Origin of the sequence: Duganella dendranthematis, assembly GCF_012849375.1 — a bacterium.
GTDB lineage: Bacteria > Pseudomonadota > Gammaproteobacteria > Burkholderiales > Burkholderiaceae_D > Rugamonas > Rugamonas dendranthematis.
This window is the reverse complement of the sequence record NZ_CP051684.1, coordinates 4,755,282-4,775,359: the sequence shown is the minus strand read 5'-3', so window position 1 is coordinate 4,775,359 and position 20,078 is coordinate 4,755,282. Positions and strand designations below refer to the sequence as shown.

Annotated in this window: 25 protein-coding genes; 16 read left to right on the top strand and 9 right to left on the bottom strand. The window is 61.5% G+C overall.

Features of this window, described 5'->3' with window-relative positions; all coding sequences use genetic code 11:
- The first annotated feature begins 168 nt into the window (after window positions 1–168).
- Both HH213_RS21985 and nagA read left to right on the top strand, forming a co-directional pair.
- Window positions 169–936 carry a DeoR family transcriptional regulator gene (locus tag HH213_RS21985; protein WP_169113644.1) on the top strand — a complete coding sequence of 256 codons (768 nt, stop codon included), beginning with the start codon at window positions 169–171 and terminating at the stop codon, window positions 934–936.
- Between the two features lie 4 nt (window positions 937–940).
- Window positions 941–2,095 (top strand): N-acetylglucosamine-6-phosphate deacetylase, encoded by a 1,155-nt coding sequence (gene nagA / locus HH213_RS21980; protein WP_169113643.1) that lies wholly within the window; start codon window positions 941–943, stop codon window positions 2,093–2,095.
- Here nagA and HH213_RS21975 read toward each other — a convergent pair.
- Window positions 2,028–2,816 carry an alpha/beta fold hydrolase gene (locus tag HH213_RS21975; protein ID WP_229263104.1) on the bottom strand — a complete coding sequence of 263 codons (789 nt, stop codon included), beginning with the start codon at window positions 2,814–2,816 and terminating at the stop codon, window positions 2,028–2,030. The genes nagA and HH213_RS21975 overlap by 68 nt on opposite strands.
- Before the next feature lie 79 nt (window positions 2,817–2,895).
- On the opposite strand from HH213_RS21975, the gene HH213_RS21970 reads away from it, so the two are divergent.
- A complete protein-coding gene (locus HH213_RS21970) occupies window positions 2,896–4,200 on the top strand; it encodes a M24 family metallopeptidase (RefSeq protein WP_169113642.1) in 1,305 nt (434 codons plus the stop codon).
- Window positions 4,201–4,342: 142 nt separating this feature from the next.
- Window positions 4,343–4,834: a phasin family protein gene (locus HH213_RS21965; protein ID WP_169113641.1), complete on the top strand. Its 492-nt coding sequence runs from the start codon at window positions 4,343–4,345 to the stop codon at window positions 4,832–4,834.
- 63 nt (window positions 4,835–4,897) lie between these two features.
- Here HH213_RS21965 and HH213_RS21960 read toward each other — a convergent pair whose 3' ends face one another.
- Window positions 4,898–5,893, bottom strand: coding sequence for an SDR family oxidoreductase (locus tag HH213_RS21960; RefSeq protein WP_169113640.1), 996 nt, complete (start codon window positions 5,891–5,893; stop codon window positions 4,898–4,900).
- Between the two features lie 71 nt (window positions 5,894–5,964).
- A complete protein-coding gene (locus HH213_RS21955; protein ID WP_110848406.1) occupies window positions 5,965–6,627 on the bottom strand; it encodes a glutathione S-transferase family protein in 663 nt (220 codons plus the stop codon).
- Window positions 6,628–6,775: 148 nt separating this feature from the next.
- Between HH213_RS21955 and HH213_RS21950 the strand changes: the two genes are divergently transcribed.
- From HH213_RS21950 to HH213_RS21895, 12 genes are all read left to right on the top strand, one after another.
- Window positions 6,776–7,564 (top strand): MipA/OmpV family protein, encoded by a 789-nt coding sequence (locus tag HH213_RS21950; protein ID WP_169113639.1) that lies wholly within the window; start codon window positions 6,776–6,778, stop codon window positions 7,562–7,564.
- A gap of 72 nt (window positions 7,565–7,636) precedes the next feature.
- On the top strand, window positions 7,637–8,494 hold the full coding sequence (locus HH213_RS21945; RefSeq protein WP_169113638.1) for a CPBP family intramembrane glutamic endopeptidase: 858 nt from the start codon (window positions 7,637–7,639) through the stop codon (window positions 8,492–8,494).
- Window positions 8,487–10,370 (top strand): AI-2E family transporter, encoded by a 1,884-nt coding sequence (locus HH213_RS21940; protein ID WP_169113637.1) that lies wholly within the window; start codon window positions 8,487–8,489, stop codon window positions 10,368–10,370. Before HH213_RS21945 ends, HH213_RS21940 begins: the two co-directional genes overlap by 8 nt.
- A complete protein-coding gene (locus HH213_RS21935; protein WP_169113636.1) occupies window positions 10,367–10,741 on the top strand; it encodes a lysozyme inhibitor LprI family protein in 375 nt (124 codons plus the stop codon). The genes HH213_RS21940 and HH213_RS21935 overlap by 4 nt, the downstream gene beginning before the upstream one ends.
- Before the next feature lie 14 nt (window positions 10,742–10,755).
- Window positions 10,756–11,022 (top strand): acylphosphatase, encoded by a 267-nt coding sequence (locus tag HH213_RS21930; RefSeq protein WP_169113635.1) that lies wholly within the window; start codon window positions 10,756–10,758, stop codon window positions 11,020–11,022.
- Entirely contained in the window at window positions 11,019–11,267 is a 249-nt protein-coding gene (locus tag HH213_RS21925) for a hypothetical protein (RefSeq protein ID WP_110848410.1), read from the top strand. The genes HH213_RS21930 and HH213_RS21925 overlap by 4 nt, the downstream gene beginning before the upstream one ends.
- Before the next feature lie 271 nt (window positions 11,268–11,538).
- Entirely contained in the window at window positions 11,539–12,399 is an 861-nt protein-coding gene (locus HH213_RS21920; protein ID WP_169113634.1) for a hypothetical protein, read from the top strand.
- Between the two features lie 11 nt (window positions 12,400–12,410).
- On the top strand, window positions 12,411–12,980 hold the full coding sequence (locus tag HH213_RS21915; RefSeq protein WP_169113633.1) for a DUF6624 domain-containing protein: 570 nt from the start codon (window positions 12,411–12,413) through the stop codon (window positions 12,978–12,980).
- Between the two features lie 94 nt (window positions 12,981–13,074).
- Entirely contained in the window at window positions 13,075–13,362 is a 288-nt protein-coding gene (locus HH213_RS21910; RefSeq protein WP_169113632.1) for a metal-binding protein, read from the top strand.
- Complete coding sequence (locus tag HH213_RS21905) at window positions 13,362–13,889, top strand: hypothetical protein (RefSeq protein ID WP_169113631.1); 528 nt, start codon at window positions 13,362–13,364, stop codon at window positions 13,887–13,889. The genes HH213_RS21910 and HH213_RS21905 overlap by 1 nt, the downstream gene beginning before the upstream one ends.
- Window positions 13,890–13,952: 63 nt before the next feature.
- Window positions 13,953–14,255 (top strand): hypothetical protein, encoded by a 303-nt coding sequence (locus HH213_RS21900; protein WP_110848416.1) that lies wholly within the window; start codon window positions 13,953–13,955, stop codon window positions 14,253–14,255.
- Window positions 14,256–14,265: 10 nt separating this feature from the next.
- Window positions 14,266–14,577, top strand: coding sequence for a DUF3597 domain-containing protein (locus HH213_RS21895; protein ID WP_110848417.1), 312 nt, complete (start codon window positions 14,266–14,268; stop codon window positions 14,575–14,577).
- Here the strand turns inward: HH213_RS21895 and phoR are convergent.
- Genes phoR through pstC form a run of 6 tightly spaced genes read right to left on the bottom strand, consistent with a single transcriptional unit; the run spans window position 14,574 to window position 20,042 of the window.
- Entirely contained in the window at window positions 14,574–15,887 is a 1,314-nt protein-coding gene (phoR, locus tag HH213_RS21890) for a phosphate regulon sensor histidine kinase PhoR (protein WP_169113630.1), read from the bottom strand. The two genes, HH213_RS21895 and phoR, sit on opposite strands and share 4 nt — an antisense overlap.
- Window positions 15,888–15,894: 7 nt before the next feature.
- A complete protein-coding gene (locus HH213_RS21885; protein ID WP_110848419.1) occupies window positions 15,895–16,587 on the bottom strand; it encodes a response regulator in 693 nt (230 codons plus the stop codon).
- A gap of 6 nt (window positions 16,588–16,593) precedes the next feature.
- Window positions 16,594–17,307, bottom strand: a complete 714-nt coding sequence (phoU, locus tag HH213_RS21880; RefSeq protein ID WP_110848420.1) for a phosphate signaling complex protein PhoU — start codon at window positions 17,305–17,307, stop codon at window positions 16,594–16,596.
- Between the two features lie 38 nt (window positions 17,308–17,345).
- Window positions 17,346–18,149, bottom strand: coding sequence for a phosphate ABC transporter ATP-binding protein PstB (gene pstB, locus HH213_RS21875; protein WP_229260969.1), 804 nt, complete (start codon window positions 18,147–18,149; stop codon window positions 17,346–17,348).
- A gap of 22 nt (window positions 18,150–18,171) precedes the next feature.
- A complete protein-coding gene (pstA, locus tag HH213_RS21870) occupies window positions 18,172–19,044 on the bottom strand; it encodes a phosphate ABC transporter permease PstA (RefSeq protein ID WP_110848421.1) in 873 nt (290 codons plus the stop codon).
- Window positions 19,044–20,042 (bottom strand): phosphate ABC transporter permease subunit PstC, encoded by a 999-nt coding sequence (gene pstC, locus HH213_RS21865; RefSeq protein ID WP_110848422.1) that lies wholly within the window; start codon window positions 20,040–20,042, stop codon window positions 19,044–19,046. The genes pstA and pstC overlap by 1 nt, the downstream gene beginning before the upstream one ends.
- Window positions 20,043–20,078: the final 36 nt, after the last annotated feature.

Below are 20,078 nucleotides of genomic sequence, written 5' to 3'. Positions count from 1 at the left end.
GATTTATTTGTTTTGCTTGTTGTTTTTACGTTTTCTTTCGTTTTAGCATGATATATCTTTGTTTTTATTCAAAACGAAAGATATTTATGCCACAGCTTTCTTATGATGGATGGCAGGCAGGCCGCGATCTGGTAAGCTGCCATCTTTGACAAATCAACAGCACAACACATGCGACATACCAGTCAACGCCGCGCCATGATCTTGCAAGCGCTCACCGATCACGGTTCGGTGCAGGTCAACGAACTGGTGGAGCAGCTGGGCGTCTCGGCAGTGACAATCCGCAGCGATCTCAGCGTGCTGGAATCGCAAGGCCTGGCGACCCGCAGCCACGGCGGCGCCACGCTGGCGCGCACCCCGCCGCCCGAGCAGACAGTGCCGCAGAAGGACGCCATCAACCACGAACAGAAGGAACGCATCGGCGCCTATGCGGCGCGGCTGGTGCAAGCGGGCGACAACATCATCATTGACTCCGGCACCACCACCATTTCGCTGGCGCGCCATCTGCGCGAGGCGCAGAACGTGACGGTGATGACCAACGGCCTGAATATCGCATGGGAGCTGGCCGACGCGCAGGGCGTGGACCTGATTCTGACCGGCGGCCTGCTGCGCAAGCAGTCCTTGTCCATTCAAGGCACACAGGCCGAAGCCTGTTTGCAGGCTTACAGCTTCGACAAGCTGTTCCTCGGCGTCGATGGTTTCGATTTGCAGTTCGGCGTCACCACGCACCACGAGGCGGAGGCCAGCCTGAATCACAAGATGGTGGAACGGGCCAAGAAGATCATCGTGCTGGCCGACGCGTCCAAGTTCGGGCGCGTCAGCCTGCACCGCATCGTCCAGCTGGACCGCGTGCACACGGTCATTACCGACGCCGCCATCAATGACGAATACCGCGAAGGCCTGCTGCAAGCGGGCATTGAGCTGGTGATTGCGGAGTGACGCCGTGCTGAGTGGACGTATTCTTACCCCTGACGGCTGGATCACCGGCAGCATCGATTTCGATCAGCGCATCCAGCACATCACCGAAGACAGCAACGCCGACGGCGCGCTGACCATCCTGCCCGGCTTTATCGACCTGCACGTGCACGGCGCGGCCGGCGTCGACATCATGCAGGGCGGCGACGCCGGCGCTACCGTGGCGCGCGCGCATGCAAAGCACGGCACCACCGCCATGCTGGGCACCACCATGACCGCCACCGACAACTCCATCCGCCGCGCGCTGCGCGGACTGGCGCCGGTGATTGCAGAGCGTCCGGCCGGCGCCGCGCGCATGCTGGGCGTGCATCTGGAAGGTCCGTTCCTCAGCATCCACCGCCTCGGCGCGCAGCCGGCCGATGCGGTCGCAGTCGGCAGCATGGACCTGGTGCGCGACTACCACGCCCTGGCGCCGATCCGCGCGATGACGCTGGCCACCGAAGTCGCCGACCATCTGGCGCTGATCCCGCAACTGAATGAACTGGGCATCCGCGTGCAGATCGGCCATAGCAACGGCACGTATGAAGACGGCGTCGCCGCGCTGAAGGCTGGCGCAGCGGGCTTCACGCATCTGTACAACGGCATGACGGCGCTGAACCATTACCATCCCGGCATCGTCGGCGCGGCGCTGGCGCATGCGGAATATGCGGAGATCATCCCCGACCTGGAACACGTCTCGCCGGGCGCCATTCGCGCCGCGCTGCGGGCCATCCCGCGCCTGTACGGCGTGACCGACGCCACCGCCGCCACCGGCATGCCCGACGGCGAATATGCGCTGGGCAGCCAGCGCGTGTACAAGTGCCTGGGCTGCGTGCGGCTGGCCACCGGTTCGCTGGCGGGCAGCGTGCTGACCATGGACCAGGCCTTGCGCAATTTCGTCAGCCTTGGGCTGGAGCTGGCCGACGCCTCGAATCGCCTGTCGCTCTACCCTGCCGATTATCTGGGCGAGACAGAGCGCGGCCGCCTGGCGCCGGGCGCGTGGGCCGATATCGTTGTATTGAACGCGGAACTACAGCCAGTGGCGGTCTTCGTTGAGGGCGAGGCTATCGACCTGCTCAGGCAGGAGACAGGCAGGCTTCCAGCGTCAGTTCCAGCAGCGGGAAGTGGCCGGTTTCCACCTTGAAGAAGGAGGCCTGCGGGAAGATCACTTCCCAGATGGCGCGATCGTGTTCGGCGTCGATCATCGGATCGTAGGCGCCAAACAGCACCGACACCGGACCCTCAAACGCGCTGCGCACCGGCGTGTGGTCCAGCGCCGAGAAATCGTCCGAAGTCGCCACCGAGGTCGGGCCATCGAAGGCGCCCGGCTGCTGGATCAGCTCCGCGAACGAACGCGACGCCTCGGCGCCGCCGTTTGGACCGAAATACAGCTCCGTCACATCCGGCAGTTGCGACAGCGCGCCAAAGACATCCCAGAAACGCGGACGGCCCGGATCATCCTCGTACATACCCAGCGCCACGGCCAGCTTGCCGGCGTTGGGATGGTCGGTATGCACGCGGAAGGCGCGGCGCGCCAGGCGCAGCGCGGCCTGCTCCGGATTGAAGGTGGGGGCCAGCAGCACGATATCCTTGATCAGCTCCGGCGCCTGGCGCGCCAGATACACCGCCAGATGGGCGCCGAAGGAACTCGCCATCACCGTCAGCGGCTGGCCGGCTTCGGCGGCCAAGCGGCGGAATTCGGTCAATGTCGCTTCCAGCAGGTCTAGATAGGGACGCTCCGCGCACGGTTTGGCCAGCGGCTGATGCCACCAGTGGACGTGCGGCGCGTCCGGATAACGGGCACGCTCAAACACCGGACCCAGCGCCGGACCGCCGTGCAGATAAAAAACCGAAGGTGCTGCCATGTCTTCTCCTTAGCGAATGCAATGTGCATTATAAATACTGTTGATTGACATTGGCAAAAACCGCCAGCACTATCTGAGCATGAAAAAAATTCTCCTTGCCCTCACCATGCTGCTGGCTGCGCCGGCATCCGCTGACGTGCTGCCGCTGCGCGCCCAGGCCGTCGTTGTCAACCAACTGCTGGCGGAGCGCTTCGACCAGTTGCTGCCGGAGATGATGGCGCAAACCGGCATCGATATGTGGGTGCTGGTGTCGAGAGAATACAACGAAGACCCGGTACTGAAAACCATGCTGCCGGCCGAATGGCTCAACGCCCGCCGCCGCACGATACTGGTGTTTTATCGCGACGCCGCCAGCGGCAAGGTGGAACGGCTGGCGGTAACGCGCTATGACGTCGGCGCCAGCATCAAGCAGTCCTGGGACAAGAAGAAATTCCCCAACCAGTGGGACGCACTGGCGGACATTATCAAGACGCGCAACCCGCGCAAGATCGGCCTGAATACGTCGGCCACCTTCGGCCACGCCGACGGCATCGACCACACCGAGTACACCGAATTGATGGCGGCGCTGCCGGCGGCGCTGAAAGGCCGCGTGGTGTCGGCCGAGCCGCTGGCGGTGCGCTGGCTGGAAACGCGCACGGAACGGGAGATGCAGATCTACCCGCAGATGGTCAACGCCACCCATAAAATCATCGAGGAAGGCTTTTCCGAGCACGTCATCACGCCCGGCGTTACCACCAGCGAAGATGTGGTGTGGTGGTTCCGCCAGAAGATTCGCGATCTGGGCTACGACACCTGGTTCCATCCGTCCGTGGAAATCCAGCGTCAGAATACCGAGCGCGCCAATCCGGACATCATCATTCCCGGCGACCTGCTGCACGTCGACATCGGCATCACCTACCTGCGCCTGAACACCGACATCCAGCAGCATGTCTATGTACTGAAACCGGGTGAAACCGCTGCACCGGCCGCCCTGCAACAGGCCTTTGCCGGCGCCAACCGCGTGCAGGACATCCTGCTGTCGCAGTTCCAGGCTGGCCGCAGCGGCAACGCCATGCTGGCGGCGGCGCTACAACAGGCCAAGGCCGAGGGCCTGCGTCCGACCATCTACAGCCACCCGATCGGCTACCACGGCCACGCGGCCGGACCGGCGATCGGCATGTGGGATGCGCAAAACGGCGTGCCGGGCAGCGGCGACGAGGTGCTGCGGCCGCGCACCGCCTATTCGATCGAACTGAGCAATACAGCCGAGATTCCTGGCTGGCGCGAGCCGGTCAACATCATGCTGGAGGAGGATGCCTATTTTGATGCTAGCGGCGTGCGTTACATCAACGGCCGGCAGAAACAGCTGCTTCTCCTGCCACGGCCCGCGTTATCTGTTGAGTAGAGAAAACAAATAGTTCCGGCAAGCTCAGGAGTGCCATAAAGCGCCGACATTTGCGATGATAACGGAGTGGACGCAAGGCCAAAACGTCCCGCCTCCCCGCTCGCAATTCATCCCTTTTTGGCCCCCACCAGGAGCAAAGCTTATGAACTCGTTTGTTGAAACGCTGTCGCCGGCAGCACGCAATCACGCGGAAGCCCGCATCGACTACTACGCCGACTTAAACCAGGCGGTACTGCGCTCGCTGCGCCAACTGACCGAGGTCAACGTGCAATTCAGCCGCGACTGGCTGAGCGAGTCGACGGCAGCGCTGCAGCGCTCGGTGCAGACAACGCCGTCCGCCACCGGTGCGCAAGCCGCGCCACAGCAGGCCGGCGCGCTGCTGCAAAAGCTGCAAAGCTACCATCAGCAACTGGCGAAGGTGGCCACCGACTTCCAGGCCGAGATCAACACTGTGGCGCAACAGCACGTGCCACAGACCGCGCGCACCGCCACCGAACTGGCCGATGCCGGCCGTCAGGCCGCCAGCAAGCACATGTCGGATGAAGCCAGCAAGTTCGCCAACATCGCCGCGCAAAATCAGGCTTTCCCGCAGGCAGCGTCGGTGCAAAGTGCCGATGAGGGTAATCGAAACTGATCGTCGCGCCGCCGCTGCGTGGGCGGCGCATGGATTCCCGCTTGCGCGGGATGACGGGCTGACTTATGGGCCGCCGTGGCCGCCGACGGCCGCATACACCTGGCCGGTGGCGTAGCTGGATTCATTCGACGCCAGCAACACGTACACGCCGGCCAGCTCGGCCGGCTGGCCCGGCCGCTTCAGCGGCGTATCGGCGCCAAACTGCGGCAGCTTGTCGGCCGGCTGGCCGCCGGTCACCTGCAACGGGGTCCAGAACGGTCCCGGCGCCACCGCATTGACGCGGATGCCCTTGCTGGCGAGCTGCTTGGCCAATCCCTTGGTAAAAATCATGATCGCGCCCTTGGTGGCGGCGTAGTCGATGATGTTTTCGCCCGGATCATAGGCATTGACCGAGGCTGTATTGATGATGGTCGATCCCGGCTTCAACAGCGGCACGGCCGCCTTGGTGATCCAGAACATCGCGTACACATTGGTCTTGAAGGTCTCGTCGAAATCCGCCGTCGTCATGTCCAGGATGGAATCGCGCGAGAACTGGCGCGCCGCATTATTGACCAGAATATCCAGCCCGCCCAGCTGACGGGCGGCGTCGGCCACCAGTTTCTTGCAGAATGCCTCATTCTTGATATCGCCCGGGATGGCGACCGCCTTGCGGCCCTCGGCGCGGATCAGCGCCACCACTTCGCGCGCATCGGCCTCCTCGGCCGGCAGATAATTGATGGCCACATCGGCGCCCTCGCGCGCATAGGCGATGGCGGCGGCGCGGCCGATGCCCGAATCGCCGCCTGTCAGCAGCGCCTTGCGGCCTTTGAGCCGGCCGGAACCCCTGTAGCTGGTCTCGCCATGATCCGGCCGCGGCTCCATCTTGCTGGTCAGGCCAGGCCACGGTTGCTGCTGCTTGGGAAACGGCGGCGCCGGATAGGCGGTCACGGGGTTTTTCGGCGGTATTGCAGCGCCATCGGCCGCGCCGCTTTGCGCGCCGGCAGGCGCCATGGCGGCGCCCAGCAGGCCGGTGGCAGCCGCGCCGACCAGCGCACGGCGCGAGGAATTCGGATTATCCATGGTGTGTCCTTTCTTGGAGAAGAAAGGCCATGATTCACCCATCCGCGCGCACACACTGTGCGGCAATACGCTTACAGAAAGCGCTCGGGAATTTCCTGCGCAAACGGGTACATATTGAAGTACGGCTTGGCCTCCTCCAGCACCTGCTGCACCGACGGCCGCGTCACCAGCCTCTCGAAATAACTTTGCAGGTGGTGGTACTCCTCCGGGAACGGCAGCAGCGTGCAAGCGTAGAACAACGCCGGCGCCGCCGCGCAATCGGCCAGGCTGAAGGTTTCGCCGCACAGCCAGCTGCGCGTGGCCATGCGCTTTTCTATCATCTTGTAGGCGGTCTTGAGCTTGGTGCGTTCCTTGGTCTGGTCGCAACTCAGGCCGGTCAGGTGGGCGCTGACGATGGTTTGCACCGGCCCCTGCACATAGTTGTCGAAGAAGCGGTCCCACAGGCGCACGTCCAGCGCATCGTCCCAGTCGGCCGGGATCATCAGCGTCGGGCCCGGATAGTGGCGGTCCAGATATTCGATGATGATCGAGGTTTCCGGCACATCGCGCACTTGCGCGTGGTCGCGTAGCACCGGGAATTTGCACAGCGGCCAGATCGACTCCAGCTCGGCGCGGTCGGCGTCATCGCCCAGGTTGATGATGCGCTTGTCGAACGCCGTGCCGCTCTCATACAGCGCGATCAGCACTTTGTGACAGAACGAGGCCAGCGGATGGTAATACAGGGTCAGGGACATAATCAGGCTCCAAAGTGCATCAGGCGATACCAAAGATTGCAGCCAATGATACTTCAGCCATGCCGATAGCGGCGTAACGTTATCAGTGGGACACTCGCCCGTCTGCGCCAGCCCCTCGTGCCGGCGGACAACTGAACGGACCCTTATCATGCGCCACGCAATCAGCATCGCCCTCCTGTCCCTGTGCGCCTTTAGCGCCAGAAGTTTTGCCGAAGACGCCCCTGCCGCGCCCGACAAAGGCGACAGCTTCACCGCCGGCATCGGCCTGGCGTATGTGCCGGAATATGCCGGCAGCGACAAAAGCCGCGTGCTGCCCTTGCCGGTGCTGGAGCGCACCTACAGCAACGGCGTGTTCCTGAGCACCCAGCGCGGCATCGGCTACCAGGCCAAGCTGGGCGACTTCACGCTGAGCGCTGCGCTGGGATATGACGCCGGCCGCAAGGACCACAAGGAAAATTATTTCTCCGGCTCCGACGCCCTGAAAGGCATGGGCGACATCGACGGCGCCGCGCAAGCCTTGCTGAGCCTCGGCTACCAGTTGGGCAGCGTCGGCCTGAGTCTGACCACCAAGCAGAATCTCGGCCACCGCGAATACGGCGCCGCCTACATCCTCGGGCTCAACGCGCCGCTGTACACCAGCGCCACCGACCAGATCGGTTTTGGCGCTTCGGCCGTGTATGGCGACAACAAGCGCATGCAGACCTACTTCGGCGTCACCGCCGCGCAGAGCGCCGCCTCCGGCTACAAGGCCTACAGCGCCAAGGCCGGCTTTGAGAGCGTTGCGGCCGGCGTCAACTGGAATCATGTACTGGACGCCAACTGGTCGGTACGCAGCGCCATCGGCGTCAACCATTTGGCCTCGGACGCCGCAGACAGCCCGCTGACCAAGCGCAAGACCACGCCGATGCTGATGACCGCACTGATCTACCGCTTCTAAATGCCGGCATGGGCAAAGTGATATGATTAAGGGAAACTTAAGCGCACCTGATTTCCCTGCCTCCCCTGCTTGATGCCCATTCCTACCCTGCTCACTTTCCTCCTGCTGGCCTGCGCCATTGGCGCCGTCTGGTCCCATCCCCTGCTGCCGGCGCTGCTGTTTGCGGCGGCCGTGGGCGCCGGTCTGCTGGCCGGCGTGCTGCATGCGCCGGCGCTGATCGCGCTGCTGCTGTTCGCCGGCGCCGCCTGGCTGGCCGGACATGCAGGTGCCGCGCCGCTGCGGGCCGTTGCGCTGGCTGTCACCATCCTGCTGGCCCTGGCGCTGGCCATGCACCAGCTACCGGGCTTTAACAATCCGCTGCTGATCGACCGTGTGCAGTTGTCCGCCAACGCCCTCCCTTTCACGCAATACGCCAATTTCGACAAAGGAGCGGTCGGCCTGTTCGTGCTGGCCTGGCTGTGCCGGCGCGTCAGCTCGTGGGCCGAACTGGGCACCGTGCTGCGCCAGACACTGCCAGTGCTGGTGCTGACGGTGGCGGCCACGCTCGGCTTCGCACTGGCCGCCGGCGTGGTCGGCATCGACGTCAAACTGCCGCAGCAGACGCTGAGTTTTATCGTCGTCAACCTGCTGTTCACGGTGATCGCCGAAGAAGCGTTCTTCCGCGGCCTGGTGCAGGCACGCCTGGCCGGTGCGCTGCAGCGCTTCCGCTGGGGGCCATGGCTGGCGGTGACGGTGTCGGCCCTGCTGTTCGGCGCCGCGCACCTTGGCGGCGGCGTGCGATATGGCATACTCGCTGGCATTGCCGGCATCGGCTACGCATGGGCCTACCACCGCACGCAACGCATCGAAGCCGCCATACTGGTTCACATCGCCCTCAACGCGGTGCATTTTATTGGCTTTACTTACCCTGCCAGGATAGACGGTGTCTGATTCTCTTACTTCCCGCACGTTACCCAGCGCCGTGGCCGGCCTGGTGGGCACCGCCACGGTGCTAGCCCTGCTCTACTTCGGCCGCGACGTGCTGATTCCCATCACGCTGGCCTTCATCTTCAGCTTTTTGATTGCGCCGTTCGTGCGCGCGCTGCGTCACCTGGGGCTGGGCCAGACCACCTCGGTCTGCACCGGCGTGCTGGTGGTGACGGTGACGCTGCTGGCCATCGGCGCGGTCATTATCCAGCAGGTCGGCATGATGGGCGCCAGCCTGCCGCAGTACCAGGACACCATCGCCAGCAAGATCGAAACGCTGGACCAGCTGACGCGCGGCACGCTCGGCAGCCTGGGCGGTCCGGCCGGGCAACTGATCGAGCACTTTACCGGCGACAACGCCGACGGTCCTGCGCCCGTGCTGCAAAACGATGGCAGCGTCAAGACGCCGGTGCTGGTGGAAATCCACGAGCCGGCGCTGAAGCCGTTTCAGCTGCTGGCCAAGGTCGCATCCTCCGTGTGGCCGCCGCTGGAAACGGCCGGCATCGTGTTCGTGGTGTTGATCTTCGTGCTGCTGGAACATGAATCGCTGCGCGACCGCTTCATCCGCCTGGCCGGCGGCGGTGACTTGCGCGCCACCACCATCGCCGTCAACGACGCAGGCGAACGCCTGTCGCGCTTCTTCATCTCGCAGTTCCTGGTCAACCTCGCCACCGGGCTGGCGATCTGGCTCGGACTGAGCCTGATGGGCCTGGGCCAGGCGCTGCTGTGGGGGACCATGACCGCCGTGCTGCGCTTCATTCCCTACGTGGGCGTGTGGATGGCCGCGTTCTGCGCCACCGTGCTGGCGGCCGCCATCGATCCCGGCTGGACGATGGCACTGATGACGCTGGGCCTGTTCCTGGCGGTGGAAATCATCGTCGCCCAGACCATCGAACCCAAGCTGTACGGCCATACCACCGGACTGTCGCCGCTGTCGGTGGTGGTGTCGGCGATTTTCTGGAGCTGGATCTGGGGCCCGGTCGGGCTGGTGCTGTCGACGCCGCTGACCTTGTGCCTGGTGGTGGCCGGCCGCTACATCCGCGCGCTGAAGGTGCTCGAGATTATGTTCGGCGAACTGCCGGCGCTGACCATGCCGCAGAATTTTTACCAGCGCGCGCTGTCCGGCGACGCGCACGAGATCGTCACCAGCGCCAAGCGCTACATGCAGCACAAATCGCTGGCCGAGTATTGCGACGGCGTGCTGCTGCCGGCGCTGCATCTGGCCAGCTTCGATTTCAAGGATGGTTCGATCACACCAGTGGAAGAAGAAAAAGTATCCGGCTCCATCATCGCCGTGATCGAAGCGCTGAGCGGCAGCGTCAAGTGGTGGAAGAAACGCAAGCGCCCTAGCGTGCTGAAACGCGGCGGCATCGGCCGCGAACTGCGCGAACAGCGCATTTCCGACAGTGGCGAGTGGCAGGGATCGTTCGATGTGCCGGCCGGGAGCGTGGTGCTGAGCATGGGTTTGGGTTCTTCGTACGCCGAGCTGGCCACCGAAATCCTGGTGCGCATCCTGCGCGAGCAAAAAATCGATGCGCGCAGTATGAGCCTGGAAGATCTGGACAAGGAAACGCCGCCGGAAGCATCGCCGGAACTGGTCTCGATCGTCTGCCTGGTCAGCGTTGACCCGCTGAACGATTGCGCGCTGATGGCGCAAACGCTGGAGCGCATGCGCCAGGAACTGCCGAACTGCAAGCATTTCGCGCTGCTGTTGCCTAGCCCGTTTGAGAATGCCGACTTGAAAACCTGCGTCTTCCCGACCGCCGACCACGTGTCGCGCTCGTATGAAGATGTGCTGCACAGCTGCCAATTGGCCATGAAAGGAAGTGGTACTTTATGAAGCGTCTGATCCTCCCTTTGCTGCTCGCCGCTTGCGCCACCAACAGTTACGCGCTGGACTGCGACAAAGCCTTCAGCACGATCGACCTCAATCAATGCGCGTCCCAGGCAACGGAAAAAGTCGAGCGCCAGCTGAACGCCACCTACCAGCAGACACTGAAGGAAGTTGCCGGCATGGACGATGCCGCGAGCATCAAGGCCAAGCTGGTCGATGCCCAACGCTTGTGGGTCAAGTTTCGCGAGGCTGACTGCCAGGCGGAATACGCGAAGTGGCAAGGCGGTAGCATTCGCAACGTGATGTACAGCGAGTGCATGCAAAATCGCGCCAAACAGCGCATCAAGGAACTGGAACAATTCCCCGCCCGAGGCTAACGAGGAGAGCATCAATGGCCAAACATCTGTTGATCACAGGACTGGTACAAGGCGTCGGTTACCGCGCCTCGTTTGCGCGGCAAGCTGGCAACCTCGGCCTGCGCGGCTGGGTCCGTAACCTCAGCGACGGCTCGGTCGAAGCCGAAGTGAATGGCGAACCTGCCGCCATTGAGACCATCATCACCTGGAGCCACCAAGGCCCGCCCGCGGCGCGCGTGGACAAGGTGATCGTCGAAGACACCGCCAACAGCCACGACGCATTCAGGATATTACTGACATGAGTAATCTGCAAAAAATCCTGGAGCAAGCCAAAGCCGGGCTGGAGCCGTGGGAGCCGATACCGCAGACCAAGTGGCTTGCCATCGCTGCCGCCTGCGGCCCCGCCGAATTTCAAGAAATTGAGAATCGCATCCGGAGCCTGCTACAGGAACTGGCCGAAACACCCGACTGGGACGGCGACACGCAAGACGACATCAACAAAGCATTATGGTTCTTCAAATCCCTGCTGGCGCTACGGCCGATATAAGCTGCTTGCACAAATTTTTGCGAGGTATTGAGATGCAAACCACGACGATTTTAAGTCTTGTTGCTTCCGGTGTTGCGTGTACTGCGTTCGCCGTGCGTAAACAGTGGGTCTTATCGGTGGCCTATGTCTTCTCATTGGCCTACACGGTTTTCGACAAGGTATTTCCATCCGTCTTACCTGAGGAGGTAGTAACTTCGTTCTCCGTTATCTTCTTTGTCTTGGCGTTAGTTTTCTGTTGTCAGATTTTCTATCGCAGGATAGTTGCCTGACTATGCGCACAGCAAGACAACGATACGCAACAACGCTGGGCACGCTGGCCTTGGCGGCTTTCGCTTTCTCGCCGCCTGCTCGCTCCGCCGATACACCGCCCGCCTATCCATGGCACCTGGCGGATCTTTGGTGGACTTTGCCTGCGCACGAACAACTGGATTCGCTGAGCATCGCGTTCGATATCTCAAACGACGTGCCGGACGATGCCGATTTTTATATCGCGCCACTCGGCCTGGTAACGGTGGGCGGATCAAACTTCTACGGTGGCGTTCAAACCCATGTGGCCGGCTGGCCAAGTGCCAGCGAGCGCACCTTGGTGCCGCTCGGACGCGGAACGCTATTCTCACGTTGGGCCACCGGCCAAGCAATTGATCTGGATTATGCCCAGGGGCCACCGGGAACGCATTTCGAGGCCGCCGGATACGAGGGGAATTTTGTCAGCGTGCGCGCTGCCTGTCATTGGCACAGCGGGAGCTACGTCTACTCCGTCACCCGCGAAGTAAAAAATTCGCACAGCTGGCTTACCGCCACGATAAAAGACGCAAGCGGCAAGACTATCTGCACGCCGGGATCACTGAGGATGGATAGCGACGACGCTCAGCTCAGCTCCCAGTTGGCATCTTTTGTCGAAGTCTATGGGTCAGACTCTGCGATTCCAGCCGTGACCATCACCTTTCACCGCCCGTCGCTCAACGGCCATGCAATCGAACCGTCCAGCGTCGTCGTGAATTACCCGGAGAACGGCGTCCCGCAAGCACCGCGTTTCGCAGCGGTCGCGATTGCGGGTGACGGCATACAAGTAGCAGTCACACCAAGGCCATTGAGCGATGGCACCCGGCAGCAAATCGTCCAATTGAAATAATGGGGCAGACAATGAAAACTTTCGGCTTATGCGCGCTAACCCTGGTCATGCTGCTACCGATGCATACATTTGCCGACGAGTGCCAACAAAATGCACTGGCCAGGGAATATGCGCGGATGCACAGCCAGGATCAGGCATTGAGAGGACGCTATATCAAGATCCTTGAAAATGAGCACCGAGGTAGCAGTGTCAATCTGAAGGAAAAAGACCAGCTTGAAATAAGCATTTCAGATACGGATGAAGCCAATCAGCGAAGACTGGAGCAATTACTGAGCCATTGCGGATGGCCCGGTGCGCTGGACAAGAAACGCGCCGCATTCTCCGCCTTCCTGATCATCCAGCATGCGCCGTTGGATTATCAGCTAAAGTATTTCGAAATGGTCAAGGCAGCTAATGGCCGTGGAGAGATCCCCAATGAAAAATTCGTCTGGCTGGTCGACCGGATACTGGTCAAACAAGGAAAGCCCCAACTTTACGGCACGGAGTTCGAATACGGCAGCAACAAAGTCGCCCCCATCGACGACCCTAAGAATTTAAATACTCGCCGAAAGAAAATGGGACTTCCATCTGTATATCCGTGAGAACCGACCTTGGAGTAGAACGATGGTTTGTCGCTGTAGCAGTCAAAGAGCACTTGTAGAAATCAGTCAAAACTACGCGGAGTTTGTCGCAGGAATGCGCTGCCTTGATACGGGCGACTGGATCAAGCTATTGCAATGCGCCGCGTGCGGCCAGCTTTGGCGTACCGATGAATGGGATAAATATCAGCCGCTGTACGCGCTCAAGCTGGCCTCGTCCGAAGGATGGAAATCGATTGATATGGCGCCCTTGATAAAGGAACGCCTGCTGGAGAACCATGGCGGTGTGGATACGTCCATCTGCCTGAAACAGGGCTGCACGCAACATGCGCTCAAGGGTAGAGCCTTTTGCGTGGACCATTTCTATGAAGGGTTACAAAGCTGATGGACAGATGGCAGCAGTATTTATTTGAAACGCATCCGGAAACGGAGCTTCGCGCCTGGGCGCGAAGGCTGAAGTTCTTCCGCTTTTTCCGCGCATTCGGCGGCCATGCGAACGACGGCGATTCGCTAAATGCTGCCTTCGCTTACCGGACAGCTGAAGAGCTGGAATTATCAATGGCCAAATTAGGCATTACGCTGGTGCGGTTTGAGACCAAGCCGCCGCAACCGGAGTTCGGCGTATCCTACCGTGGAGAGGTGTTCGTGCAATTCCCATCGCTGATTGCCGGCACCGAGTGGATCGAGCAGCCTGCTCACTGCGAAATAATGGGGATTGCGGTGTTTGTCTGGTGTAGCGCCAACACCATCAAGATTTCGGTGGGTAACAGGTATGAAGTATCGGAACAAAATGTGCAGGATGCTGAAAAAATCGAGACCCTGCTGGCCGACCTGCCACTGGAACGGATAGACCCGCCGCTGGACACGAAAAATTATATCTCGCCGAAGCATTATCCTGATTACTTCAGTTAGCGTCCGTACAGACCCGGTGTCGCGGCACAGCTAACTTGCTGTCATAGACTTCAAGGAGCCAACATGACCACCGCTATCGATACGCCAACCGAGCCTCACACCATCAGCCAGCTGTTTCTGCTTAGTACCGCTGAGCAACGCGCCGAGATTGTTAACCGCCTGCTGAGCAATGTCAGCCACGAGATGGTGGTGTCGCTGGCGGCCAGTATTGGTGACTTCGGCGATGACCAGCATCCGCATGTGACGCCCGAGCAGACCGAGCAAATCACGGCGGCGCAGGTGGAGGAGATCGCCGCCACGGCAGAGCAGCACGTACCCGGCGTGGTCGACAAGGTGACCGCATTTTACAACGAGCAACTGGCCTGACTAATCCATCATGGGCGTCCTTGCCGATATATTCCTCAAGATATCGTCGGCTTCCCAGCAGGGCGCCGTCGATGTCGAAGCCATCCTCAACGACAAGGCGCAGCAAGTCGTCCAGCCGGTGGATTGGCGCAGTTCGATCGTGGATTTGTTGGCGTTGCTGGAGTTGCGCAGCAGCTTGCAAGTCCGCCAGCAACTGGCGCAGGAATTGTATTATGCCGGCGACACCGACAGCCCAGCCAGCATGAACGTCTGGCTGCACCGTCAGGTGATGAACAAGCTGGCGCAAAACGGCGGCAAGGTGCCCGCCGAGCTGGTCGATTAATGTAGCAGCAGTTCCGGCTGCTGCTGCACCACCGCCGTCTTCGGTAGGCAGACAATGAAGGCACTGCCCTTGCCTGCTTCCGATTTGATCTGCAACGTGCCGCTGTGGCGCAGCAGCACGTGCTTGACGATCGCCAGCCCCAGGCCGGTGCCCTGCGTCTCGCGGGAACGGCTCTTGTCGACGCGGTAGAAGCGTTCGGTCAGGCGCGAGATGTGTTCCGGGCTGATGCCGATGCCGGTGTCTTCCACCTTGAACTTGACGCCGCCTTCGTGCTCTTTCCACACCAGGTGGATCTTGCCGCCGGCCGGCGTGTAGCGCACGGCATTTGAGGCCAAATTGCCGAACGCGCTGTGCAATTCCTCGTACGAACCCATCACATTCGGCCCATCGACCGTCAGCGTAATCTCATGCTTGCCCGCCGACAGCGCCCGCGCATCGCGCGCCACCTGCTCCATCAGCTGGTGCACGTCGACCGGGTCTGGCCGCATCGGATAATCCACCGACTCCAGCCGCGACAAGGTCAGCATGTCTTCGATCAGGTGCTGCATGCGGTGGCCCTGCTCCGTCATCAGCTTCAGGTGGGCGGCGCGGGTGGCCGCATCCAGTCCCTCTTGCGCGGCGATTTCCAGGAAGCCGACGATCACCGTCAGCGGCGTGCGCAGTTCGTGCGAGGCGTTGGCGATGAAGTCGCGGCGCATTTCCTCGATGCGCTCGGTTTCAGTCGCATCGTGCGTCACCAAAATCTGGCGGCGGTTTTCAAACGGAATGATGTGCACGATCAGCTTGCGTTCGCGGAAGCTGATGGTCAGCGGCTGGTCGTAGCGGCCGAGGATGATGTAATCCATGAAGTCGGGATTGCGCACCAGGTTGGTCACGCGCATACCCTTGTCACGCTCGTTACTCAGGCCCAGATGCTGTTCAGCGGCCGGGTTGCACCACTCCAGGAACAACACGTCGTCCATGATCACCACGCCATCCGGCAGCAGGTGCATGGCCTGGCGGAAGCGCGCCAGCCATTCGGTCAATTCGGCCTGATTCTTTTCATCGTCGCGGCGCATGCGGTACAGGCGCGAGAAGATGTTTGTCCACTCGCCCCAGCCGTCCGGCAGCTTGAAGCTGCGCGGATCGTCCATCCAGTTGCTCAGCTGGTAGAGATAGCTGAGCTGGGTGAACACCAGCGCCATCATCGCCAGCAGGGCCAGCACCAGCCCGGTCGTCCAGCCGAACATCCAACCCGCCAGCGCGCACCCCGCCAGGATGATGGCGGTACGCAGCGCAGCAGGCACCCAGAACACCAGTTTTGGATTCATGTGAAACTCAGGTTTTTTCCGACAGCATGTAGCCTACACTACGCACGGTTTTGATCAAGTGCTCGGCCTCTTTCAATGCCTTGCGCAGACGCAGCACATGCACGTCCACCGTGCGCTCCTCGATCACCACATGATCGCCCCACACCTTGTCCAGCAGCTGGCTGCGCGAGAACACCCGTTCCGGATGCGCCAGCAGGAATTTCAGCAGCTTGTATTCGGCGTGGCCGATGTCGATCTTCTGCTCGTCCATGGAGACGGTGCAGCTGACCGGGTCCAGCATGATGTTGGCGGCGCGCATGGTTGCTTGCGCGTGTTCCGGCGCCTTGCGGCGCAGCAGCGCCTTGGAGCGGGCCAGCAATTCGCGCGGCGAGAACGGCTTGGTGATGTAGTCATCGGCGCCGCTGTTGAGACCGGCCAGCTTGTCCTCTTCCATGCTCTTGGCGGTCAGCATGATGACCGGGATGTCGTTGAATTGACGGTCCGAGCGGATGCGCGACAGCAGGCGCAGGCCGGTCGAATCCGGCAGCATCCAGTCCAGCAGGATCAGCTGCGGCGTCTTGGTCTGGATGAAATCCCAGGCCTCGCCGGCGCTCTGCACGTTGCAGCAGTTCCAGCCGGCTTCGCGCAGCGAGAACGTCACCAGCTCGACAATCGCCGGTTCGTCTTCAACGATCAGTACAGTTGTTTTATCAGATGCCATGGGTACTTATTCAGCTTGGGCAGGGACGTCGTCCGGCAGCGGGATGGTTTTGGTGTGGCGGATGTCCTTGCCTTCCACCACATAGATCACGTATTCCGCGATGTTCTTGGCATGGTCGCCGATGCGTTCGATGGCCTTGGCCACCCACAGCGTGTCCAGCGCGGCCGAGATGGTACGCGGGTCTTCCATCATGAAGGTAATCAGGTTGCGCATGATCGAGCGGAACTCGTGGTCGATCACGGCGTCCTGGGCGATCAGTTGCAGCGCCTGCTTGCCGTCGTTGCGGGCAAACGCGTCCAGCGCGTCATGCAGCAGGTCGCTGGTGTTGTTGGCGATGCCGCGCACCATTTCGTAATGGTTGACGGTCACCGCGCCGCGCGCGTGCAGCTGCTTGGCGGTGCGGGCGATCTTGGTGGCTTCGTCGCCGATGCGCTCCAGGTCGGTAATCACCTTGATGGTGGCCATGATGGTGCGCAGGTCGTTGGCGGCCGGCTGGCGGCGCACGATCAGGTGGCTGCAGGCGTCGTCCAGCGAGACTTCCAGCTGGTTGACGGCGTCGTCTTCGCGCATCACGCGGTCGGCGCGTTCGGCGTTACCAATGCGGAAGCAGGTCATGGCATCGAGGAACTGCGTCTCGACGATGCCGCCCATCAGCAGCACCTTGCTGCGGATGGCTTCCAGTTCGTTGTCGTACTGCTTGGATGAATGCTCACCGATCATGCTGCGCTCCAATTCGATTCTAATATTATAAAGGTCGATCAGCCGAAACGGCCGGTGATGTAATCCTGGGTTTCCTTGCGGGCCGGATTCATGAAGATCTGGTCGGTCTCGCCGAACTCGACCAGCTCACCCAGGTACATATAGGCCGTGTAGTCCGAGCAGCGCGCCGCCTGCTGCATGTTGTGGGTGACGATGGCGATGGTGTAATCCTGTTTCAGCTCGCTGATCAGTTCTTCCACTTTCGAGGTCGAAATCGGGTCCAGCGCCGAGGTCGGCTCATCCAGCAACAGCACGTCCGGTTTGACGGCGACGCCGCGGGCAATGCACAGACGCTGCTGCTGACCGCCGGACAACGACAGGCCGCTCTTGCTCAGCTTGTCTTTGACTTCGGTCCACAGCGCGGCCTTTTTCAGCGCCCATTCGACGCGCTCGTCCATCTCGCCTTTCGACAGGTCTTCGTACAGCCGCACGCCGAACGCGATGTTGTCGTAGATCGACATCGGGAACGGGGTCGGTTTCTGGAACACCATGCCGACTTTGGCCCGCAGCATGTTCAGATCCTGGCCGCCTTCCAGGATGTTACGGCCGCGGTACATGATCGAACCTTCGGCGCGCTGGCCCGGGTACAGGTCGTACATGCGGTTCAGCGTGCGCAGCAGGGTCGACTTGCCGCAGCCCGACGGGCCGATGAAAGCGGTGACCTGGCGCTCATGGATATCCAGGCTGACGTTGTGCAGGCTCTGGGTCTTACCGTAGAAGAAGTTCAGGCCGGAAATCTCGATGGTTTTGCGTTTGCCCTGGTTCATGGCGACGACGTTCTCTTGGCTCAGTTGCGTATTCATTGTATGGATTCGCTTTAAATAATTAGTTCGGGGCTTTTTGGGCAAACAGGGTGCGCGAAATCACGTTCAGGGCCAGCACGCTGAACGTTACCAGCAGTGCGCCGCCCCAGGCCAGTTCGCGCCAGTTGTCATACGGGCTCATGGCGTAGCCGTAAATCACCACCGGCAGGTTGGCGATCGGCGCGTTCATGTCGACGCTCATGAACTGGTTGTTCAGCGCGGTGAACAGCAGCGGCGCGGTTTCGCCCGACACGCGGGCCACCGCCAGCAGCACGCCGGTGATGACGCCAGCCTTGACGGCGCGCAGACGCACCGTCATCGCCACTTTCCAGCGTGGCGCACCCAGCGCAAACGCGGCTTCCAGCAGATTGTTCGGCACCAGGCGCAGCATGTTGTCGGTGGTGCGCACCACCACCGGCACGGCGATCAGCGCCAGCGCCACCGAACCGGCGTAACCGGAATAGTGCTTGGCGGTGGCCACATACATGGCCCAGACGAACATGCCGATCACGATCGACGGCGCCGACAGCATGATGTCGGTGACAAAGCGGGTGATGCTGGCGATCTTGTTTTCTTCACCGTATTCGGCCAGGTACATGCCGGCCAGGATGCCGATCGGGGTCGAGATCAGCGTCGACAGGCCGACGATCATCAGGCTGCCGACGATCGCATTCAACAGGCCGCCGCCTTCGCTGCCCGGGGCCGGGGTGGTTTGCGTGAACAGGTGGATGCTCAGCGCGCCGAAACCCTTGACGATCAGGGTCACCAGAATCCAGGCCAGCACGGCCAGGCCGATCGACATGGCGAACACCGACATGGCGATGCCGATGCGGTGCGTCAGCAGACGCTTGCGATAAACCGGATTCATCGCGGCTTTTTCCAGAGTTGCGCTCATTATTTGACGCCTTCCTTGCGAGACATGCCAGCCAGCATCAGCTTGGCGGCGGACAGAACGATAAAGGTGATCACGAACAGGATCAGCGCCAGCGCGAACAGCGACGAGGTGTGCAGCACGGTGTCCGATTCGGCGAATTCATTGGCCAGCGTCGAGGCGATCGAGTTACCCGCCGCGAACAGCGACCACGACAGCTTGTTGGCGTTGCCGATGACGAAGGTCACCGCCATGGTCTCGCCCAGCGCGCGGCCGAGGCCCAGCATGACGCCGCCGACCACGCCGGTCTTGGTGTAAGGCAGCACGATCTTGCGCACCACTTCCCAGCGGGTGCAGCCCAGGCCGTATGCCGACTCCTTCAGCACGGCCGGCACGATCTCGAACACGTCGCGCATCACCGACGAGATGAACGGGATGATCATCACCGCCAGGATCAGCGCGGCGGTCAGGATGCCGATGCCCATGGTCGGGCCGCTGAAGAACTGGCCGATCAGCGGCAGGTGGCCGATGGTGTTTTTCAGGAACGGCTGCACGTAATCGCCGAACAGCGGCGCAAACACGAACAGGCCCCACATGCCGTAGATGATCGACGGGATGCCGGCCAGCAGCTCGACCGCCGTGCCCAGCGGGCGGCGCAGCGAGGCAGGGCAGATTTCGGTCAGGAACAGCGCGATGCCGAACGACACCGGGAAGGCGATCAGCAGCGCCAGGCCGGAGGTGACCAGCGTGCCGGTGATGGCGATCAGCGCGCCATATTGGTCATTGACCGGATCCCATTCGACGGTGGTGATGAAGGCGGGGCCAAACTCCTTGAAGGCTGGCCAGGCGCCGACCATCAGCGAAAAGATAATCCCCAGCAGCACCGCCAGCACCGACAGCGCGAAGATCATGGTGGTTTTGTGGAAGAAGAAATCCTGGATGCGCTGCTTGCGCATGGTGCGGAGCATCGACTGCATGGCAGCCTGCTCCACGGCGGACATTTGCGCGGTGCTGGTTTGCATGGCTGGCCCTTGCTTGGATAGTGGCGTGGAAGTGAT

What these genes read in the sequence shown, in the direction of transcription:
- HH213_RS21985 (WP_169113644.1), top strand. Translation starts at nt 169, where the DNA reads ATGCGACATACCAGTCAACGCCGCGCCATGATCTTGCAAGCGCTCACC.
- HH213_RS21975 (WP_229263104.1), bottom strand. Translation starts at nt 2,816, where the DNA reads ATGGCAGCACCTTCGGTTTTTTATCTGCACGGCGGTCCGGCGCTGGGT.
- HH213_RS21970 (WP_169113642.1), top strand. Translation starts at nt 2,896, where the DNA reads ATGAAAAAAATTCTCCTTGCCCTCACCATGCTGCTGGCTGCGCCGGCA.
- HH213_RS21965 (WP_169113641.1), top strand. Translation starts at nt 4,343, where the DNA reads ATGAACTCGTTTGTTGAAACGCTGTCGCCGGCAGCACGCAATCACGCG.
- HH213_RS21960 (WP_169113640.1), bottom strand. Translation starts at nt 5,893, where the DNA reads ATGGATAATCCGAATTCCTCGCGCCGTGCGCTGGTCGGCGCGGCTGCC.
- HH213_RS21955 (WP_110848406.1), bottom strand. Translation starts at nt 6,627, where the DNA reads ATGTCCCTGACCCTGTATTACCATCCGCTGGCCTCGTTCTGTCACAAA.
- HH213_RS21950 (WP_169113639.1), top strand. Translation starts at nt 6,776, where the DNA reads ATGCGCCACGCAATCAGCATCGCCCTCCTGTCCCTGTGCGCCTTTAGC.
- HH213_RS21945 (WP_169113638.1), top strand. Translation starts at nt 7,637, where the DNA reads ATGCCCATTCCTACCCTGCTCACTTTCCTCCTGCTGGCCTGCGCCATT.
- HH213_RS21935 (WP_169113636.1), top strand. Translation starts at nt 10,367, where the DNA reads ATGAAGCGTCTGATCCTCCCTTTGCTGCTCGCCGCTTGCGCCACCAAC.
- HH213_RS21930 (WP_169113635.1), top strand. Translation starts at nt 10,756, where the DNA reads ATGGCCAAACATCTGTTGATCACAGGACTGGTACAAGGCGTCGGTTAC.
- HH213_RS21925 (WP_110848410.1), top strand. Translation starts at nt 11,019, where the DNA reads ATGAGTAATCTGCAAAAAATCCTGGAGCAAGCCAAAGCCGGGCTGGAG.
- HH213_RS21920 (WP_169113634.1), top strand. Translation starts at nt 11,539, where the DNA reads ATGCGCACAGCAAGACAACGATACGCAACAACGCTGGGCACGCTGGCC.
- HH213_RS21915 (WP_169113633.1), top strand. Translation starts at nt 12,411, where the DNA reads ATGAAAACTTTCGGCTTATGCGCGCTAACCCTGGTCATGCTGCTACCG.
- HH213_RS21910 (WP_169113632.1), top strand. Translation starts at nt 13,075, where the DNA reads ATGCGCTGCCTTGATACGGGCGACTGGATCAAGCTATTGCAATGCGCC.
- HH213_RS21905 (WP_169113631.1), top strand. Translation starts at nt 13,362, where the DNA reads ATGGACAGATGGCAGCAGTATTTATTTGAAACGCATCCGGAAACGGAG.
- HH213_RS21900 (WP_110848416.1), top strand. Translation starts at nt 13,953, where the DNA reads ATGACCACCGCTATCGATACGCCAACCGAGCCTCACACCATCAGCCAG.
- HH213_RS21895 (WP_110848417.1), top strand. Translation starts at nt 14,266, where the DNA reads ATGGGCGTCCTTGCCGATATATTCCTCAAGATATCGTCGGCTTCCCAG.
- phoR (WP_169113630.1), bottom strand. Translation starts at nt 15,887, where the DNA reads ATGAATCCAAAACTGGTGTTCTGGGTGCCTGCTGCGCTGCGTACCGCC.
- HH213_RS21885 (WP_110848419.1), bottom strand. Translation starts at nt 16,587, where the DNA reads ATGGCATCTGATAAAACAACTGTACTGATCGTTGAAGACGAACCGGCG.
- phoU (WP_110848420.1), bottom strand. Translation starts at nt 17,307, where the DNA reads ATGATCGGTGAGCATTCATCCAAGCAGTACGACAACGAACTGGAAGCC.
- pstB (WP_229260969.1), bottom strand. Translation starts at nt 18,149, where the DNA reads ATGAATACGCAACTGAGCCAAGAGAACGTCGTCGCCATGAACCAGGGC.
- pstA (WP_110848421.1), bottom strand. Translation starts at nt 19,044, where the DNA reads ATGAGCGCAACTCTGGAAAAAGCCGCGATGAATCCGGTTTATCGCAAG.
- pstC (WP_110848422.1), bottom strand. Translation starts at nt 20,042, where the DNA reads ATGCAAACCAGCACCGCGCAAATGTCCGCCGTGGAGCAGGCTGCCATG.